The sequence below is a fragment of the Pontibacter flavimaris genome, assembly GCF_001907195.1.
GTDB lineage: Bacteria > Bacteroidota > Bacteroidia > Cytophagales > Hymenobacteraceae > Pontibacter > Pontibacter flavimaris.
Window position 1 is genome coordinate 811419 of the sequence record NZ_LVWA01000005.1, and the last position, 19297, is coordinate 830715.

The 19297-nt window shown below is 55.0% G+C and carries 14 protein-coding genes; 9 read left to right on the forward strand and 5 right to left on the reverse strand.

The window, feature by feature from the left end; translation table 11 throughout:
* Nucleotides 1-144: 144 nt before the first annotated feature.
* The 4 genes from A3841_RS11745 to A3841_RS11760 all read right to left on the reverse strand — a co-directional run bounded on the left by A3841_RS11745 (nt 145) and on the right by A3841_RS11760 (nt 4431).
* Entirely contained in the window at nt 145-588 is a 444-nt protein-coding gene (locus tag A3841_RS11745; RefSeq protein WP_073852475.1) for a DoxX family protein, read from the reverse strand.
* Between the two features lie 433 nt (nt 589-1021).
* The gene (gene menD, locus A3841_RS11750) at nt 1022-2722 is read right to left on the reverse strand and encodes a 2-succinyl-5-enolpyruvyl-6-hydroxy-3-cyclohexene-1-carboxylic-acid synthase (protein ID WP_073852476.1); all 1701 of its coding nucleotides are present in this window, start codon (nt 2720-2722) and stop codon (nt 1022-1024) included.
* An 86-nt stretch (nt 2723-2808) separates the two neighbouring features.
* The gene (locus A3841_RS11755; protein WP_235861376.1) at nt 2809-3999 is read right to left on the reverse strand and encodes an isochorismate synthase; all 1191 of its coding nucleotides are present in this window, start codon (nt 3997-3999) and stop codon (nt 2809-2811) included.
* A gap of 12 nt (nt 4000-4011) precedes the next feature.
* Complete coding sequence (locus tag A3841_RS11760) at nt 4012-4431, reverse strand: PaaI family thioesterase (RefSeq protein WP_073852478.1); 420 nt, start codon at nt 4429-4431, stop codon at nt 4012-4014.
* 57 nt (nt 4432-4488) lie between these two features.
* On the opposite strand from A3841_RS11760, the gene A3841_RS11765 reads away from it, so the two are divergent.
* Both A3841_RS11765 and A3841_RS11770 read left to right on the forward strand, forming a co-directional pair.
* Entirely contained in the window at nt 4489-5130 is a 642-nt protein-coding gene (locus A3841_RS11765) for a histidine phosphatase family protein (protein ID WP_073852479.1), read from the forward strand.
* Between the two features lie 197 nt (nt 5131-5327).
* Nucleotides 5328-7022, forward strand: coding sequence for a pyruvate dehydrogenase complex dihydrolipoamide acetyltransferase (locus tag A3841_RS11770; protein ID WP_073852480.1), 1695 nt, complete (start codon nt 5328-5330; stop codon nt 7020-7022).
* 434 nt (nt 7023-7456) lie between these two features.
* Here A3841_RS11770 and A3841_RS11775 read toward each other — a convergent pair whose 3' ends face one another.
* Nucleotides 7457-10048 (reverse strand): M1 family metallopeptidase, encoded by a 2592-nt coding sequence (locus A3841_RS11775; protein WP_073852481.1) that lies wholly within the window; start codon nt 10046-10048, stop codon nt 7457-7459.
* Between the two features lie 363 nt (nt 10049-10411).
* On the opposite strand from A3841_RS11775, the gene yjjX reads away from it, so the two are divergent.
* From yjjX to A3841_RS11810, 7 genes are all read left to right on the forward strand, one after another.
* On the forward strand, nt 10412-10966 hold the full coding sequence (gene yjjX / locus A3841_RS11780) for an inosine/xanthosine triphosphatase (RefSeq protein ID WP_073852482.1): 555 nt from the start codon (nt 10412-10414) through the stop codon (nt 10964-10966).
* Between the two features lie 18 nt (nt 10967-10984).
* A complete protein-coding gene (gene pxpB, locus A3841_RS11785) occupies nt 10985-11719 on the forward strand; it encodes a 5-oxoprolinase subunit PxpB (RefSeq protein WP_073852483.1) in 735 nt (244 codons plus the stop codon).
* The gene (locus tag A3841_RS11790) at nt 11710-12723 is read left to right on the forward strand and encodes a 5-oxoprolinase subunit C family protein (RefSeq protein WP_073852484.1); all 1014 of its coding nucleotides are present in this window, start codon (nt 11710-11712) and stop codon (nt 12721-12723) included. Before pxpB ends, A3841_RS11790 begins: the two co-directional genes overlap by 10 nt.
* Complete coding sequence (locus A3841_RS11795; protein WP_073852485.1) at nt 12720-13481, forward strand: LamB/YcsF family protein; 762 nt, start codon at nt 12720-12722, stop codon at nt 13479-13481. Before A3841_RS11790 ends, A3841_RS11795 begins: the two co-directional genes overlap by 4 nt.
* A 7-nt stretch (nt 13482-13488) precedes the next feature.
* Entirely contained in the window at nt 13489-14664 is a 1176-nt protein-coding gene (locus A3841_RS11800) for an NRAMP family divalent metal transporter (protein WP_073852486.1), read from the forward strand.
* Between the two features lie 182 nt (nt 14665-14846).
* Nucleotides 14847-15605 (forward strand): Mut7-C RNAse domain-containing protein, encoded by a 759-nt coding sequence (locus A3841_RS11805; RefSeq protein WP_073852487.1) that lies wholly within the window; start codon nt 14847-14849, stop codon nt 15603-15605.
* Between the two features lie 618 nt (nt 15606-16223).
* Entirely contained in the window at nt 16224-19295 is a 3072-nt protein-coding gene (locus A3841_RS11810) for a SusC/RagA family TonB-linked outer membrane protein (protein ID WP_235861395.1), read from the forward strand.
* The last annotated feature ends 2 nt before the right edge of the window (nt 19296-19297 follow it).

A 19297-nucleotide genomic window follows, 5' to 3' on the forward strand; every position in this document is an offset into this window, starting at 1 on the left:
GGCTTTGCAGATTTAAAGTGAAACATATTGATTCTCACTTTATTAAACGTAATTCGCCACGTACCGGATAATTTTGAGTACAAATTACATTATTGCCTTTTCCTCCGGTTCCAGAAAGTATAAAGCAGGCCGCTGAAACCTGTTCTATTTCTGGTTTCGCAGTACCTTGTTGTCAACGGAATAGCGGCCGGGGCCTACGATCATGAAGAACAACAGCAGCCCCACCACTGCCCCGGACATCCAAAGCTCGGTGTTGCTGAGGTTTATGCCTTGTTGCGGGTTCACGATGAGCAGGGCGCCCAGCATGACGGGGAACTGCAGCAGCAGCGCCAGCCGGGTAAGGAAACCGAAGGCGATCATCAACCCGCCAATAATGTGTACCGCACTGGTAAACATCGAGGCTTTGTGCATGCCGATAAAGTCCTGGCTCTGGCTGAAAACATAGAAAAGGTCGCTGCTGTGCTCCAGAAACAGGATGCCTTTGATGAAGAGGAACAAGCCGAGCAGGATCCGAAGACCATCCATCCAAACGGGGTTGCTGGCGCTGTTCCGGGGAGTGGCGTGGTTTAATTCGTGTGCAACGTTCATGGCGCAGAAGGTTTAGGTAAAACATGCTTCTTTTTATATATACGCCCTGGTATCTTTATCGGACAAGAATGAGGAAAGTAAATGGCAAAAGGGCCGCGGTTCTGGCTGGCACAGATAGACGTTTCGCGGTAATCGGAACACGATTCAACCCATGTTCCAGGTCTGAGTTGTTTAGTTTACTTTATGCCGATGTCCGGCTGGCGCAGGAAGTTTTAAGTCCGGTTTAAACCTATGTTAGCTACATACTTGCGGTACGCCCACCACAAGCCGGAAGCCTGCGGAAATCCTATAAACTTTGGCAGGCAGAAGTGATGCGTAACGCTTTATACTTGAACCAGCCTCTGGTAAATCTCAAATCAAATAAGTCGGAGACTCAACATGACGAAAAGGCACGAATCAGGAGATTCGCGGCAGCTTTGATGAAAGTTATACTTTACAACAACTTTAGCCCGCGTACCGCTTGCCTGTACTTTTCAAACGCCTCGGCATTGGCCGTGCTGTCGGTAAAGATTTCCAGGATGCCTGCCCCAGCCTCCGCGGCGAAAAAGCCTGGAAGCGCCGCCTCCAACTCCTCCATAAGTTGCACGGAAGTATAAGCCATGCCAAAATCCCGGGCTGTGTTCTCCGCGTTCAGCGCCTGGTGCGTCTCAAAGTATGGCGCCAGCTCGGGTTGTTGCCTTGGCCCATCTAACAGCCGGAAGATGCCGCCGGCGTGGTTGTTGAGCAGCACGATGCGCAGGTTCTGCGGCAGGTAGTTGTGCCAAAGGCCGTTGCGGTCGTAGAAAAAGGCCAGATCGCCGGTGAGCAAGGTAGTGATGCCGGGGCTGGTGAGGGCGCAGCCAACGGCCGTGCTGGTGCTGCCGTCTATGCCGCTGGTGCCGCGGTTGGCGTAAACCTCCACCTGCTGCCTGGGCTGCAGGCCGGTGATGTTGGCGTAGCGCACCGACATAGAGTTGGCCAGGTGCAGGCTGCTCTGGCGCGGCAGCTGCTGCAGCACCCGCGCCACGATCGGCAGTTCGCTGTAAGGAGCCTCTGAAGTATACTTTTGCAGGAAAACCGAGGCAGCTTTAGTAGCGGCAGTCCAGGCGGACGCAAAGTCGTTGTCGGACCGCGTGCTGCCGGCCATGGCGGTAAAAAAGCTGTGCGGCGCGCAGCGCACGATCTTCGTCAGGGACTGGAACGTATCCGCTACCTGGCCGGCGGGCTGCAGGTGCCAGTGGGCCTTTGGTTTATACTTGCGCAGGTATAGTTTCAGGGCCTTGGAGATGGTGGACTTCCCGCAGGTGATGAGCAGGTCGGGCTGCAGTCTGGCCAGTTGCTCCAGGTCGGCGTTCGCGAAAATCACATCCTGGTGGCGCACCGCCTTAGGCAACGTATGGATGTTGCTGATGATGTCGCCTACAATGACAGCACCGGTGGTATCGGCAAAGGATCCTATACTTTTGAGGAGGGCCTCGTGGCGCTGCGCGTGGCCGGCCAGCACCAGCACCTTTCTATACTTGAGGATCTCCTGCTGCAGCTTCAGCGCCTGCCCCTCACTCAGGGCATAGGTTGGCGCCTCCTCCTCTATCACTTTTACCTTGCCGTACGTCAGTTCCTCGCCGGGAGCCGGGTAGAAGGGCTCGCGCAGCGGCACATTAATGTGCACCGGTCCGGCAGGGAAGCTTGCCGCTTCGTTCAGTGCCTCGGATACCATGCGCTCGCTGTGCCACACGGCATCGGGGTGGGAGAAATCAGCCGGAAAAGTATAGCTGTGCTTGATGTGGTTGCCGTAAATATGCTGCTGCCGTATCGTCTGCCCGTCCAGTTGGTCGATCCACTCGGGTGGCCGGTCGGCGCTGAGAATGAGCAGCGGCACCTGCTGAAAGTAGGCCTCGGCCACGGCAGGCGCGTAGTTGAGCGCGGCCGTGCCCGAAGTACACACGAGGACCGTTGGCTTGCCGGTTGTCAGCGCAATGCCCAGCGCGATGAAGGCGGCCGCGCGCTCGTCGCTCACGGTGTGCACCTTAATCCTGGGGTGTCGGGCAAAGGCTATGGTCAGCGGCGCACAGCGCGAGCCCGGCGACACAACTACCTGCTCTACCCCCTTCCGGGCGCAGATCTCAGCAATATTTACAACAGGCGCTAAAATCATAATGAGTGAGTTAGTGAATGAGCGGATGAGTGAATGAGGAATGAAAGAGTAAAAATTCACTCAATCACGCATTCACTCAATCAAAATTAAAAATCCGACAGGATTTTCCCCATCGTCTGCATTTTGTGCTGAGTTTCCTGCCACTCCTTTTGCGGGTCGGAGCCCTCGGTAACGCCGGCGCCTGCGTAAAGAATGGCATCATGCCGGAGCAGCTGCATGCAGCGCAGGTTCACGTACAGGTGCGAGCCGCCCGTTCCGTTCACCGGACCTAAAAAGCCGCTATAGTAGCTGCGGTTATAGCCTTCGTGGGCAAGTATGAAAGCAAGCGCCGGCTCCTTGGGCAGGCCGCAAACGGCCGAGGTCGGGTGCAGCAGCTCCAGCATGTCGGTGCCCAGCGTCGGGAAGTGCACCTCCCGCAGGTTTACCTTAAAGTCAGTACGCAGGTGCATCAGGTTGCCGGCCACGATGGTTCTGGGGCCCACCTCGGTGTACTCGCGAAGGCGCAGTTTCTTAAAGCAGCTCAGGATATAACGCTCCACCATGGCCTGCTCCTCGATCTCCTTCTGCCGCCAGATGGCATCGGCCATGTTCTCCACGGCCGTTTGCGTGCCGGCCAGCGCCACCGTATGGAACACCTGCTGCTCGTTTATACTTACCAGGATCTCAGGTGAGGCACCCATCCAGGTTCCCACACCCGGCACCGACACCAGCGACACGAACGCCCGCGGGTAGGCGGCTGCCATTGCCCGGAAAGCGGCGACCGGCGAGAAGTTCTCCGGCAGCGGCTCCCGGCTGTTCCGCGACAGCACCACCTTCTCCATTTCCTCCGCCTTTATCCGTTCCACCGCCATTTTTACTGCGGATGTAAAACCCGCTTCGGTCTGGAAAGTATGAGTGACAGTGTTTGCAGAAGTATGCCAGCTGTTCATGCTTTGTGGCTCCTGCAGCAACGTATAAAACGCCTGCACCTGTGGCTGCGGCGCATCGGGTGCACTTGCCAGGTTTTTCCCGTCGAAGTATAAATCGCCTTTTATAAAGAGGTTCCGGTCCTGGGCTGACACCTGAAAAGGGCAGCAGAAAAAGCCGAAGGGGCTGGTCTCCAGTTGCGGTTGGCCGGTGGTGAACTGCTGCCCCAGCTGCACGCAGGCCTGCAGTTCGTCGGAAAGGGGCAGGCGCCAGACAGCCACCGCCTTTTGCCCGGCGATGGCTGCCCCTACGATCTGCTCTAAAGTATAATCCTGGGTTTGCTCACCCGTCATAGTCGCTCCTTTTGGCAAGTATAGCCAGTTTTATTTCTTATCGATCACGGCCACGGTCATGCGGCTGATGCACACAAGCGCACCATCCTCATCCGTTATCCTGGTTTCCCATACCTGCGTGCTGCGGCCTACATGGATCGGGGTGGCCCTGCCGTACACCCAGCCGCCGCGGGCGCTGCGCAGGTGGTTGGCGTTTATCTCTAAACCAACGCAGGCCTTTTTTGTTAGATCCACCTGCAGGGCCGCCCCCATACTTGCCAGCGACTCGGCCAGCACCACAGAGGCCCCGCCGTGCAGCAGGCCCATCGGCTGGTGCGTGCGCTGGTCCACAGGCATTTTGCCGCCCACAAAATCGGGGCCCGCCTCGGTTATTTCGATGCCCAGGTGGTCGATCATGGTGTTTTTGCACCACTGTTTTAGCTGCTCTACCGTATCTGTATTTTTATCCATACGCCACAATGCCTAAATTCGCGCTGATTTATGTAAGAAGGCAAAAGTAGAAGAATTTTGAGTATTAAGAAAGTATACCTTATCCGCCACGGGCAGACAGATTATAACCTGCAGAGTATCGTGCAGGGCAGCGGCGTGGACTCGGTGCTGAATGCGGAGGGGCAGCGGCAGGCAGACCTGTTTTTTGACAAGTATAAGGACGTGGCGTTCGACAGGGTGTATACCTCCACGCTGCAGCGCAGCATCCAATCGGTGCAGGGTTTTCTGGACCTGGGCTTACCGCACGAGCAGCACGCCGGTCTGAACGAGATAAACTGGGGCACCCGCGAAGGCACCCGCATCACGCCCGAGGAAGACGCCTACTACCACGGCATCCTGCAAACCTGGAGCGAGGGCAACACCGGCATCTGCATAGAAGGAGGGGAGAGCCCCCAGTTGGTATACGAGCGGCAGAAGCCCTTTATAGAGTTAATGCTGAGCCGCCCGGAGGAGGAAACCATCCTGGTGTGCATGCATGGCCGGGCCATGCGCATCCTGCTGTGCCAGCTGCTGCGCTACCCGCTGCGCTGCATGGACGAGTTCAGGCACCAGAACCTCTGCCTCTACCGGCTGGACTACACCGGCAGCATGTTTGCCGTTAAAAAGTACTGCGACGTGGCACACCTGCAGCAGCCCGCCGAAGACATAAAGCAGAAGTAGGGGACGAAACTTTAGATATTAAGCTTGTTTGCGTAACTTGCTTCCCGGAGCGGCAGGCAGACAAAAAATGGGACAGATAAAATAGTCTGTGGCCGTATAATCATTTGTATGCCTACTTAGTTTGAATAAAATATTTTTAAATCTAATTTTGGGCGGATCATACAAGACCTATTGGGCGAATAAACAACACGAAATTTATGGCTGAAGTTATAAAAATGCCCAAGATGAGCGACACGATGACGGAGGGGGTGATTGCATCTTGGTTGAAGAAAGAGGGCGATAAGGTAAGCGCCGGCGATATTCTGGCAGAAGTGGAGACCGACAAGGCCACTATGGAGCTGGAGTCCTACGAAGACGGAACACTGCTGTACATCGGCCCCAAAAAGGGTGACTCTGTACCGGTAAATGCCGTTATCGCTATTATTGGCAAGGAAGGCGAGGACATCTCCGGCCTGCTGAGCGAGGTAAAGGGCGGAGGCGCACCGGCTGCAAAAGCGGAGGTGAAAGAGGAAAAACCTGAGCCGAAGAAAGAGGAAGCCAAGCCTGCAGCTGCCAAAGCAGAGGCACCCGCCAAAACCGCTGTTGACACGAGCAACATCAAGGCTTCTGTTATCCGCATGCCCAAAATGAGCGACACCATGACCGAGGGGGTACTGGTGAGCTGGCTGAAAAAGCAGGGCGACAAAGTAAAGTCGGGCGATGTGCTGGCAGAAGTGGAGACCGACAAGGCCACCATGGAGCTGGAGTCCTACGAAGACGGCACGCTGTTGTACACAGGCGTGAAGGAAGGCGACTCCGTGGCCATCGACGCCATCATCGCCATTATCGGAGAGGAAGGCGCAGACTACAAGGCGCTGTTGGAAGCGTCTTCATCCAACACGGAAGTGCGCGAGGAGAACGCCCAGACAGACGAGGCCATTGAAGCCAGCGTCGACGCCACTACCTCAGAGAAAGTACAGGAAACAAAAGTAACCGATACAGCCGGCCAGGAAACTGCCGCTGGCTCTGAGAATGGCCGTATCAAGGCCTCGCCGCTGGCTAAGCGCGTGGCCAAAGAGAAGGGCTTTAACCTGAGCCAGATCAAGGGCTCTGGTGAGGGTGGCCGCATTGTGCTGCGCGACGTGGAGAACTTCACGCCGTCTGCCGCACCGCAGAAAGCCGCTTCGCCACAGGCTGCACCTGCTTCATCTGCTATCCCAGGCGCACCAGCCGAGGCTTACGAAGAAGTAGCTGTGTCGCAGATGCGCAAAGTGATTGCCCGCCGTCTGGCCGAGAGCAAGTTTTCCGCACCGCACTTCTACCTGACCATGGAAATCGACATGGACAAGGCCATTGAGGCGCGTGCAAGTATAAATGAGGTATCCCCGGTGAAGGTATCGTTTAACGACCTGGTGATCAAGGCAGCTGCTGCGGCGCTGCGTCAGCACCCGGCGGTTAACTCCTCCTGGCTGGGCGATAAGATCCGCTATAACAAGCACATCAACATTGGCGTGGCCGTGGCGGTTGAGGAAGGCCTGCTGGTGCCGGTTGTCCGTAACGCGGATTACAAGTCGCTTTCTGCTATCGCTGCTGAGGTGAAAGACCTGGGTGGCAGAGCAAAGAGCAAAAAGCTGCAGCCAGCGGAGTGGGAGGGCAACACCTTCACTGTCTCCAACCTGGGCATGTTCGGCATCGAGGAGTTTACGGCCATCATCAACCCGCCGGATGCCTGCATCATGGCGGTAGGTGGCATCAAGCAGACGCCTGTTGTGAAGAACGGCAACATCCAGATCGGCAACGTGATGAAAGTAACCCTGTCCTGCGACCACCGCGTAGTGGACGGCGCGGTAGGCTCGGCTTTCCTGCAGACGTTCAAGAACCTGCTGGAGAACCCGGTGAGAATCCTGGTGTAGCCACACAAAGTATAGCGTATAAAAAAAGCCCTTCCGGAAACGGAGGGGCTTTTCTTTTTTTCAGGGACTCAAGAGTGCCTTATAAACTTACGAGCATCTAAATATTACAGGAGATCCCCTTCTGAGAAACATAATGTGAGAAAATACGCTCCCGGATCATTGCCCTCGCTCGCCTCTGGCGAGTGTGTGCTATGAAGTGGCGTCCCGCCATGTTACGCACAAGTAGTTCTACATAACAAGTATAAAACAAAAGTTGTGATCAACCCACCAAGACAATAAACTAAGTTACAAAGTATAAACCGAGGAGGCCAGAGGCCGTGGCATAACGCACACTCGCCAGAGGCGAGCGAGGGCGGCGCTATACTTTCATCGGTTGAAAGCATGCCCCATATACGCCTCGATCTTTCAGCTCGCGGCTTTGCCAGACTCAGTTACTACTCCTGCACCAGCTTCTCTGCCCTAAATAAATCATCCGCAGCCTGCAGGATCTTCGCTTTCAATTTGGGGTTGTAGTCTGGGTTTGCAGCCAGAAAATTCCTGACAACTTCTGCCGCCTCGGCTGTCTGGTAGGAGCCAAAGGTGGCGCGGAGCCAGTTAAAAGGAAAAAAGATATCGCCGGTGCGCTGGATTTCGGCCAGCAGCTCCAGGCTTTGTGGCAGGTAATCCGCAGATGTCTGGGCCCGCAGCGGGTGGTGCAGGTAACCCAGGGCTGAGGCTACCCAGGCCTCTTTCTCACGGTTCTCCGCCTCCTTTAAGGAAGCAAAAAAAGCATTACGCACCTGCGCATCAGAAGATAATGCCGGCATCAGGAATTCCAGCCTTTTTTTACGGTCCGGGTTTTGGATGCGGGTTAGCTGCTCCCCAAGTATACGTTGGTCGGGATAATCTCTGACGGCCAGGGCAAGCGCCAGCGAAGTATAATCGTCCTCGTTCAGCTTTACACCGGTTGGTGGCTGTTGCTTTTGCCATACCTGGTAGAGCCTGTCCTGCGCATCTTTGGAGGTGGCTATACTTTGGTAGGTTTTAAAGAGCAGCTTTTTTACGTTTGGTGCCTGCTGCTGCTGCAGTGCCTGCCATACTTCCTGCTCCAGTTGCGCGGCCAGCTGCCGGCGCTGCGCCGGGGAGATAAACGTCCAGTAAACATCGCTTAGTTGGCCTGATATCAGCTTGATGTTCAGTTCTTCCTGCTCCTGTGCCAGCCCTTTTTGATAGAAACGGATGAGTTGCGCCGGTGTCAGGTTGCGGCCGTTTAGCATGTTCTCGTAAAGGTTGATGTAGGCTGAGGCGCGCTGCACTGGGTCCTGCAAGGTATACAGCCGCTCCAACATCGCCTCCTCCACCGGAAACACGCCGTAGCCCTGCCCCGTGGAATTGAAAAGTATAAACTGCGGCACCTCCTTGCTAGCGGCCTTCCCGACCACTACCTCTTTGTTGGTCATGTCCACGGTAAGTTCCTCCAGCCGGTCCGGGTATACCAGGGCAATCTCAAAAAACTGAGACCACACTCGCTCAGAGCCGTCTTCGCCTTGCTGCATTACGCGCAGCTGCTCTATTTTTCCGTTACTGGTTTTTAGCTCATGCGAGAACACCGGGCGGCCCGGTTCGTTCACCCACACCTGGTTCCATTCTTCCAGGTCCACAGGCGTGCGGGCATCGAGAATGTTGATCAGATCGGGCCAGGTGGCGTTTTGGTAGGCGTAGGCTTTCAGGTATTCCTGCAGCCCTTTTCGCAGTTCTTCCTCGCCCATCAGCCGCTCCAACTGGCGCATCATAATGGGCGCCTTGTGGTAGATGATGCTGCCGTAAAGCGAGCCGGCGTCCTGCAGGTTGTCGAGCGGCTGTCGGATGGGGTTGGCCCCGGTGGTGCGGTCGATGCTATAGGCGGCGGGGAAGTGGTCCACCAAAAACTTCATGTCGTAATTGGTGTTCTCCAGGGCCACCTGCGTCACCTTATCGGCCATGAAGTTGGCAAATACCTCTTTCATCCATACATCGTCAAACCACTGCATCGTCACCAGGTCGCCAAACCACATGTGCGCCGTTTCGTGGGCGATGAGGTTGGAGCGGGAAATCTTCTCGTCTTTGGTGGCCGTTTCGTCCAGGAACAGGGTAGAGGCTTTGTACTGGATCGCGCCCACGTGCTCCATGCCGCCATATTGGAAATCCGGGATCGCCACGAAATCGAACTTCTGGAACGGGTAGGGGATCTGTGTATACGCCTCCATAAACCGGAGCGCGTCGCTGTGGAGCTGGAAGATCGGGTTTATACTTTCGCGGATCTTGGCCGGGTCGGTTTCGCGGTGGTAGAAGTGCATGGTAGTGCCCTTCATGTCGCGCTGCACGTGCTTGAACTTTCCTGCCGCAAAGGAAAAGAGGTAGGTTGGAATCGTATCAGAAGTAGCGAACGTATAGCTTTTGCTGTTCTCTGTTACAGCAGAGTCTACCAAGCTGCCATTGGCTAGGGCCTTCCAATCTTTAGGCAAAGTTAAGCTGAGTTTGAAAGTGGCCTTCAGGTTGGGCTGATCGAAAACGGGCAGCACGGTGCGCGCGCGGTCGGGCACCAGCAAGGTATACAGGTACTCTTCGTTTCTGTTCAGTGACAGGTCGCCGGCGATGAACTCCAGCCTCACTTCATTTTCCCCAACTATAAGCTCCTTGGCCGGAAGGAGGATATGCTCGTTTTCCAGCCTGACCTCCAGTTGCTTGCCGTTCAGCCATACTTGCTTCAGGTGATCAGGCGCTTCTTTAAAGTCGAGCTGCATGGGGCGACTGTTATCCGAAAGGCGGAAGGTGATGGTTTCTTCACCAAGTATAGGTTGCTGCTTCTGCTCCGGAATCTGCAGGCTGATGTCGTAGGCGATGTGGCTGAGCACCTGCTTGCGGTAGTCGGCCAGCTCTTTGGAAACGCCGGTTTCTACTGGTATGGCCTCGGAAGTGGCTGGTGCAGAACTGCTGCAGGAGGCCAGTGTGCCGGCGCTGAGCAGCGCTATACTTGCTAAGAGTAGGTTTCTGTTTCTCTTTTTCATACTTTTCAAATATACTTATTAAAGTAAGAGAGTTTTGGAGTTAGAAAGTTAGAAGGTTAAAAAGTTGGGGAGTAGAGAAGTATAGAAGAATGAATTCCCCTCCTCAGTGTATGGCCGTTAAGTTCTAGCTACACCGCTGTTAAAACCTCTGTCATTCTGTTAAGAATCTTGGTGGCAGGTAGGTTAAGCCGTTGCTACTGGCCAACAAGATCCTTTCAGGATGACAAAAAACGAAAACGTAACAGCCCTGCCTCCTGGGAGGGGTAGAAGTGGGTTCTTCGAAACTTGAAAAGAAACTATAAACGGAATTATAAATTCCCCACTGGGCTTAGGTGGAATCCCAATCCACACTTTAAATTGATAATGGAACACAAAACATACAAGGTCATTATCGCCTCTAAAAACCCGGTGAAGGTAAATGCCGCGCTGGACGGGCTGCAGCGCATGTTCCCGGAAGCGGAGTTTATACTTGAGTCGGTCAGCGTGCCCTCCGGCGTTGCCGACCAGCCCATGACCGAGCAGGAGACGCTGCAGGGGGCGCTGAACCGTGTGGCCAACGCCAAAGTGTTGTACCCGGAGGCGGATTTCTGGGTCGGGATAGAAGGCGGTGTGGAGATGATCGGGGGCGAGCTGGCGACCTTCGCCTGGGTGGTGGTGCAGGACAAGGAGCAGCTGGGTAGGGCCCGCTCGGGCACGTTTTTCCTGCCGCCAAAGGTACGGGAACTGGTGGAGCAGGGCGTAGAGTTGGGCGTGGCCAACGACCGGATCTTCGGGCACGCAAACTCCAAGCAAAAGGGCGGTGCCATTGGCATCCTGACCCACAACGTGGTGGACCGGCGCGAGCTGTACGGGCAGGCGGTGGTGCTGGCCCTGGTGCCGTTGAACAACAAAAGTCTCTTCCTGAACCCGCAGCCGTAGCGCCAAGTATAAAGTCCTATGCCTGAGCTCATCCAAAATCCGCCGCTTCTCCTGTGCCCCGTCGGCGATAATGCCGTGGCGCTGCTGTTCGGGGAAACGATCAGCGCTGACATACATCGCCGCATTCTGGCCGTGGCGCAGGCATTGGAGCAGCAGCCTTTCGACGGGTTGGTGGAGTCAGTGCCGGCCTTTACCTCCCTCACTGTGTACTATGACCCTTGGGTGCTGAGCCGGCAGGGAACGCTGGACGCATACAGTGAGGCGGTGCGGCTACTGGGAAACCTGGTGGAGCAGGCGCAGGAGATGCAGCCTGAACCTGCCCGCGTGGTGGAACTGCCGGTGGTGTACGGCGGCACCTTTGGACCCGATCTGGAGGAGGTGGCGGCGCATGCCGGGCTAAGTGCGGAGGAAGTCATCCAAATCCATAGCAACGGCTCTTACCAGGTATACATGATCGGCTTTGCGCCCGGTTTCTCCTATTTAGGTGGCATGGATGAGCGCCTTGTCGCACCCCGGAAAGCCAAACCCAGAGAAAAGGTCCCGGCGGGCAGTGTGGGTATAGCCGGGACGCAAACCGGAGTGTATTCTGTCAGCACGCCCGGCGGCTGGCAACTGATCGGCCGCACGCCACTGCAACTCTTCAACCCAAACCGCAAAACACCGAGCCTGCTGCAGGCAGGGGATAGGGTACGTTTCGTCCCGATAACCCCGGAGGAGTTCCTGGCCATAGAGGAGGAGCAGGCATGGGGCTAAAAATAGGAAAGCCAGGCTTGCTCACGACCGTGCAGGACCTGGGCCGCTACGGCTATCAGCGGCAGGGCGTAGTGGTAGGTGGCGCCATGGATAAAGTAGCGCTGCGCATTGCAAATTTGCTGGTGGGGAACGTAGAAGGGGCGGCAGCGCTGGAGATAAGCATGCAGGGGCCGGAAATTCAGTTTGAGGAGGATACCGTTTTTGCCTTAGGAGGCGCCGATCTTTCGGCAAGTATAAACGGCAAGCCCGTGCGCCTGTGGCGGCCCGTGCTGGTGAAGTCCGGAAGTATACTTCGGTTCGGCAAGCCCAGGTATGGCAACTATACGTATCTGGCCGTGGCCGGAGGAATTAACGTGCCGGTAGTGATGGGAAGCCGCGCAACGTACCTGCACGCCGGTCTTGGCGGTCTGGAGGGGCGGGCTTTGCGCAGCGGCGACAGGTTACCCCTTGGGGCATCATCAGAAACAAACAGACAGATACTGAGTGCGCTGCTCCTGCGGGATAAGAAAGAAGCTGATTTTGCCGAGGTGCAGTGGAGCCCGGAACCGGAGTTGCTGCCAGGTTATGCGCCAAACCCGGTGCTGCGTGCAAGGGGCCACCTGGAGTATAACTGGTTCTCGGAGAGCAGCCGCGAGTACATCTGGCATCAAAAGTATAAACTTCTGCCCCAGTCGGATAGGATGGGCTACCGCCTGCAAGGGACCACACTGGCGCTGGACGAGGAGCGGGAGATGCTCTCCACGGCCATGAGCTTTGGCACGGTGCAGGTGCCGCCGCAGGGAAATCCCATCATACTGATGGCCGATGCGCAGACCACGGGCGGTTACCCGCGCATGATCCAAATCATCACGGCAGACCTTCCGAGGCTGGCACAGGTGCAGCCCGGAGGCCTTATCCGATTTGAGGATGTTAGCCTGGAAGAGGCGCAGCGGTTATACTACCAACAGGAAAAACGAATGCTTGCTTTGCGGCAGGCCATCCACTACAAACTCACCCACGTATGAGGCATCTTTCTGTAGACCTGAACTGCGACATGGGCGAGGGCTTCGGCGCCTGGCACATGGGCAACGACGTCGAACTGCTCCACCATGTCACTTCGGTCAATATTGCCTGCGGCTTCCATGCCGGCGACCCTTCCACCATGAAAAAGACGGTGCGGCTGGCGCTGGAGAAAGGCGTGGCCATCGGCGCGCATCCGGGCCTGCCCGATCTGGCTGGTTTTGGCAGAAGGGAGATGGCCGTGTCGGCGGAGGAAGTATACGACATGGTGGTATACCAGGTGGGCGCCCTGATGGGGTTTGCCAGGGCGGAGGGTGCCAGGTTGCATCATGTTAAACCACACGGTGCGCTGTATAACATGGCTGCCACCAACGCTGCGCTGGCTGAGGCCATCGCCACGGCTGTTTCTAGGATAGATGCGGAACTTATACTTTACGGCCTGGCCGGAAGCGAGCTGCTGAAGGCCGGGGAGAAGTATAGCCTTAGAACCGCCAGCGAGGTGTTTGCCGACCGCACCTACCAGCCCGATGGCACGCTCACGCCCCGCCGCCAGCTCAATGCGCTCATCACCAACCAGGAAGAGGCGGTGCAGCAGGTGCTGCGGATGGTAAAGGAAGGCAAGGTGCAGCCGCAACAGGGCACGGAGCTTAGTATAAAGGCTGATACCATCTGCCTTCACGGCGACGGCCAGCACGCCCTGTCGTTTGCCAAACTTATTCGCGAGCGCCTCACCGCGGAGGGCATCCACTTCGCAGCTATCTAAGCAACGCATGAAAAACAAGAACTGGAGCGTTTTGCTCGGCGCGGCCTTCCTGATGGCGACCTCTGCCGTTGGCCCCGGCTTCCTGACGCAGACCACCGTTTTCACGCAGCAACTAGCGGCCAGTTTCGGCTTCGTTATACTTATTTCCATTATCCTGGACATTGGCGTGCAGCTGAATGTGTGGCGGGTGATCGCGGTGTCGGAGCGCCGGGCGCAGGATATTGCCAACCTCGTGTTGCCTGGGTTGGGCGCGTTCATCTCCTTTCTGATCGTGCTGGGCGGACTGGCCTTTAACATCGGCAATGTGGGCGGCGCCGGGCTCGGCTTTAACGTGCTGCTGGGCATTTCCGCGGAGGCGGGTGCTATGCTGGCCGCAGCCATGGCCGTCGGGGTTTTCCTGGTGCGCGAGGCCGGTAAGGTGATGGACCGCTTTGCACAAGTCATGGGTTTGCTGATGATCCTGCTCATCGTGTACGTAGCCATTACCTCCGCACCGCCTGTCGGCGAGGCCATCACCAAGACGTTTCTGCCCGACGAGGTGGATGTGCTGGCTGTCGTGACGCTGGTGGGCGGCTACATTACCTTTGCCGGTGGCCACCGCCTGCTCGACGCCGGCGTGAAAGGCAAAGAATCGCTGCGCCAGGTAAATACCAGCGCGGTGTCGGGCATCGCGGTAGCCTCGGTCATCCGTATTTTCCTGTTCCTGGCGGCGCTGGGCGTGGTGAGCAAGGGCCTGGTGCTGGACGCGGCGAATCCGCCTGCCTCCGTTTTCCGGCTGGCAGCAGGTGAGGTGGGCTACAGGCTTTTCGGCGTGGTGATGCTCTCCGCGGCGGTTACCTCCATTGTAGGCTCGGCTTATACTTCCGTGTCCTTTGTAAAGTCCTTCAGCGGCACTATACAAAAGTATGAGAACTGGGTGATCATCGGGTTTATACTTGTCTCCACGGCTATTTTCGTCACTATCGGCCAGCCGGTGCGCCTGCTCATACTTGCCGGCGCCCTTAACGGGCTGATCCTGCCACTCACGCTCGGGCTTATACTTGTTGCCGCCTACAAACCGGCCATTGTAGGAGCCTATCGCCACCCGCCACTGCTCACCGTTTTTGGCCTGCTGGTGGTGCTGGTGATGGCTTGCCTTGGCGGTTATACTTTATGGCAGCAGCTGCCGAAGCTGCTCGAGTAGTTGCTCGTTATTAGTTGCTCGTTATTGGTTGTTATTTGATGTGACCGTTCGAACGGATGGGGCTTTTCAGGAAGCGGGGGTTTTATTCGCCGTTGCTAAGCCTGCCATACTTTATACTTTAGGCTACAATGGTTCAGCACCAACAACGAACAACTATCAGCCAGCCTGACGTAAACCAAAGTATGAGTAAACTGCCAGAGCATGCCGCCACTTTCCGGTTCTACGGTGTTCTAAACGACTTTCTCAGGAAGCACCGCAAAGGCAAGGCCATACGTTATACTTTCCGGGGTACGCCTGCCATCAAAGATGCGATAGAAGCCATCGGCGTGCCACACCCGGAGGTGGAGGTGTTGCTGGTAAATACAAAGCGGGTTTCCTTTTCATACTTGCTTCAGCCCGGCGATGCAGTAGAAGTATTCCCGGTGAGGGTCGGAAAGGATTGGCCGGCAGGCTATACCTTCGGGGAGCAAACCCCGCCGCCGCACCGCTTTATACTGGACGTGCACCTGGGCACGCTGGCCAAAAGCATGCGCCTGCTCGGCCTCGATACCCTCTATCAGACAGACTTTTCGGATAAGGAGATTGCAGGCATCGCCGCCGACCAGCAGCGGGTAGTACTGACGCGCGACGTGGGGCTACTGAAGCAGAAAAGCATTATCTGGGGCTACTGGCTGCGCTCGCAGCACACCGGGGAGCAGTTGGAGGAGGTGATCCGGCGCTTTGGCCTGCAGGATAGCTTCCGCCCGTTCAAGCGCTGCCTGGCTTGCAACGTGCCGGTGCAGGAAGTGGCGAAAGACGCGGTCATTGACGAGTTACCCCCGAAAACACGGTTATACTTCCATGAGTTCTTCCGCTGCCCCTCCTGCAGGCGTGTGTACTGGAAGGGCTCCCACTACGAGCGCATGCTTCAGTTTGTCGAGAAGGTAAAGCAACGTGGCTGAGGTATCGGTACACTATAACTGGCCCTGCTTGTGGCTCCAAACAGGCCGAGTTACACTGTATTCCCGTTTGCTTGCCGGCTTTTACCCTGAAATAGTAATTTGGCTACTACCTATTGCCGGTGAGCTACTGCGCTTTCCAAGGTTTCAGGCACATGCCAGCTTTGGATTCACCCAACGCTAATCCTTTGTGAAATAGTTTAAAGCTAATTTTTGAGCCCGTTTTTTTGGACTGATTGGGGCGCCGCTACTGTCCATACTATACGCATACGTTTGTGTATTGAGATTTTCTGTATGCATGTAATTGGACTTTTCTGTTGTTGAAACATTGAGTGAGTGCTTCTTTATGCTATGTTACAAAAGGTTGTTTTTTATACTTTAAAACGAGCGAATGCACGGCCTGACCGATGAAGGGCTCAAATCGTAGCCCATTTGATATATTATGAACACACTTCCGGGAGGGTGATGGCATACTCATTCCAAGCACTAAAATCGATGTTATAGTAACAATTTACATATTCTATTATTATGGAATATAAAATTTTATATATCTTGGCCCCCTAATAACAACCTATCATAAACATGAAGAACTTTTTACGATGTATTCTGTGGGGGCTGTGTATGCTCCTGCTACATGCAGAGGGTTTTGCCCAAAGCAAAACTGTAAGTGGAACAGTAACTTCCGCGGAGGACCAAATCACGCTCCCGGGGGTATCTGTGACCGTTAAAGGCAAACAGCGTGGCTCAGTGACAGACGCTAGAGGCCAATATACCATCAGTAATGTGGAGCCAACTGATGTGCTGATATTCTCCTTTATTGGTATGAAGCCCATTGAGCGTAAGGTGGGCAACAGCGCAACTATAGACGTGGCGCTGCAGACAGACAACGAGACGCTTGAAGAGGTAGTGGTAACTGCACTTGGTATCAAGCAGGAGAAAAAAGCGCTAGGTTACGCGGTAACCGAGGTGAAGGGTACCACTATTGCCCAGACGCAGCGCGAGAACTTTGTAAACGGCCTTGCCGGTCGTGTGGCTGGTGTGGATGTGAACACTACCTCTGGTATGCCGGGTGCCTCTACCTCTATCATGATCCGCGGTGTATCCTCTCTTAGCGGAAGCAACCAGCCGCTCTTCGTAGTAGACGGTTTACCAATCAGCAACAGCACATTCAACACTTCTGCTTTTGCTTCTACCGCTAACTCCGCTACCTCTCTGAACAACAGGTCAACTGACTTCACAAACCGTGCTGCTGACATCAACCCTGAGGATATCGAGAGCATCACGATCCTGAAAGGGCCAGAGGCCTCGGCGCTTTACGGTATCGACGCAGCATCTGGTGCTGTGGTGATCACCACCAAAAGAGGCAAGTCTGGTGCGCCGCGCATCGACTATAGCAACAGCTTCAGATTAGAGCGCATCAACAAGTTTCCTGAAGTACAGCATGTTTACGACCGTGGAAATAATGGCGTAACGGATCCTTCCGATGAGGCTACCTCATACTTTGGCGGGCGCTATCCGGAAGGAACCCAATTCCACGACAACATCGATAACTTCTTCCAGAATGGCTTCACGCAGAAACACAACCTCTCTTTAAGCGGTGGGTCTGAGAAAGCTACTTACCGTATTTCAGCAGGATACACTGACCAGGAAGGCTTTGTGCCAGGCACAGACCTGACAAAGTTTAACCTCACATCTGCGGTAACAGCAGAGATGAACAAGTATATCTCGGCTGACCTGACGTTCTCTTACACCAATACAGATAACAACTCTGCCTTCAAGGGTGCAGGTGGTCCGCTGCTGGGTTTGCTGACATGGCCAGGAACTGATGATGCCAGCGTGTACCTAACGCCAAATGGTGAGCGTAGATTCTACTCTACCGGAGATAACGAGATTGAGAACCCGTTCTTCAACGTAAACAAGAACACGATCAACAACATCAACAACCGCTACATCACTAATGCCCGATTGATGATCGAGCCATTGGAGTGGCTGCGTTTTGTAGGTAATGCCGGTTTTGACTACTCATCTGGCAAAATAACCATGGTTCGTCACCCAGAGTCAGCTTACGGTTTCTCCCGTGGTGGTATTTTTGACCAATCGCTGGATAACAACGGAAACTTTAACCTGCAGTACTACGGTGAGGTTGACCGCTCTTTCTTCGGCAGCAAACTAAATACCAACCTGAAAGTAGGTAGTGCGGTGTACTCGCAGGAAACTTATACGCAAGCCGTAACCGGTGAGCGCTTCCTGGCCCCTGGGCTTTTCTCTATTGAGAACACCGACAATACCACGCACCGCGGTCGTAACCGCTTATCGGAGCGCCGTCGTATCGGTGTTTTCGGTAACCTGACCTTGGATTACGACAACATTTTCTTCCTGACGCTGACTGGCCGTAACGACTGGAGCTCTACCCTGCCGCTGGAGAACAGATCATTCTTCTACCCGTCGGTAGGTGGTAGCTTTATCTTCACTGAGCTGGAGCCTCTTCGTGGTATCAGCAATGTGTTGAGCTATGGTAAGCTGCGTGGCTCATGGGCCCAAGTAGGTAAAGACGCAAACCCTTATAGCATCCGCGCTTTCCTGGAGCCTAAGGGCACAACAGGTGGTGGATTCGGATATGGCTTTACGGGCCCAAGCCCGAACCTCCGCCCAGAGATGACGACTTCTTACGAGTTCGGTACCGAACTGAAGTTCTTCAATAACCGAATTGGTATTGACGCGACTTACTTCAACAAACTTTCTGAGGACCAGATTGTACAGGACATGCGTCTGAGCTATGCAACAGGCTTCGTGCTGCAGGCCTTTAATGCCGGTAAGATGAGAACAGAGGGCATTGAGATGCAGTTTAATGCTACGCCAGTTGTAAGCTCTAGTTTTACCTGGGATGTGTTAGCGAACTTCACGCACCTGTGGAGCGAGTTGATATCGTTGCCAACTGGTGTAAATGAATTCTATATGTCAGACACTTGGCTGTACGGCAACGTGCGTAACGGTTCTGTGATCAATGGTCCCCTTACTACGCTTACTGGTTTCGACTATCAGCGCAATGAGGCTGGTCAGTTGCTGATCGACCCGAACACTGGTTACCCGCTTCGTGACCTTACTGAGTGGGTAGTGGTAGGTGACAGGCAGCCAGACTTTACTGTTGGCCTGACAAACAGCTTCGCTTACAAGAACCTGTCGCTGAGCTTCCTGCTCGATTTCAGAAAAGGTGGCGATATCTACAACGGTACAGAACACTTCCTAACGGCACGCGGTCTGAGCATGAGAACAATGGATCGTGAAAACCCGGTGGTGTACGACGGTGTGCTGAAAGACGGAAACGAGAACTCAGCCAATCCAACGCCGAACACAAAGGTGATAGACCCATCCCGTGACGCGAACTTCTGGTCTACTTCTTACGGCCTGCCAGAGGTTGACTTCATTGAGAAGGATATTAACTGGATGCGCCTTCGTGACGTGACCCTGAACTATAACTTCGACTCGAACCTGCTGAGCCGTGCCAAGTTCATCAAATCCGGTAGCGTGTTCGTTACAGCCACTGACCTGTTTATCATCACTAACTACTCTGGCCTAGACCCTGTAGTTAACGGTAACTCTGCGGCAGTTGGTGGTAGTGGTGGCGTTGGCTTCGACTACGGTAACTTTCCAATGCCTATCGGTGTGAACTTTGGTGTAAGATTAGGCTTCTAACA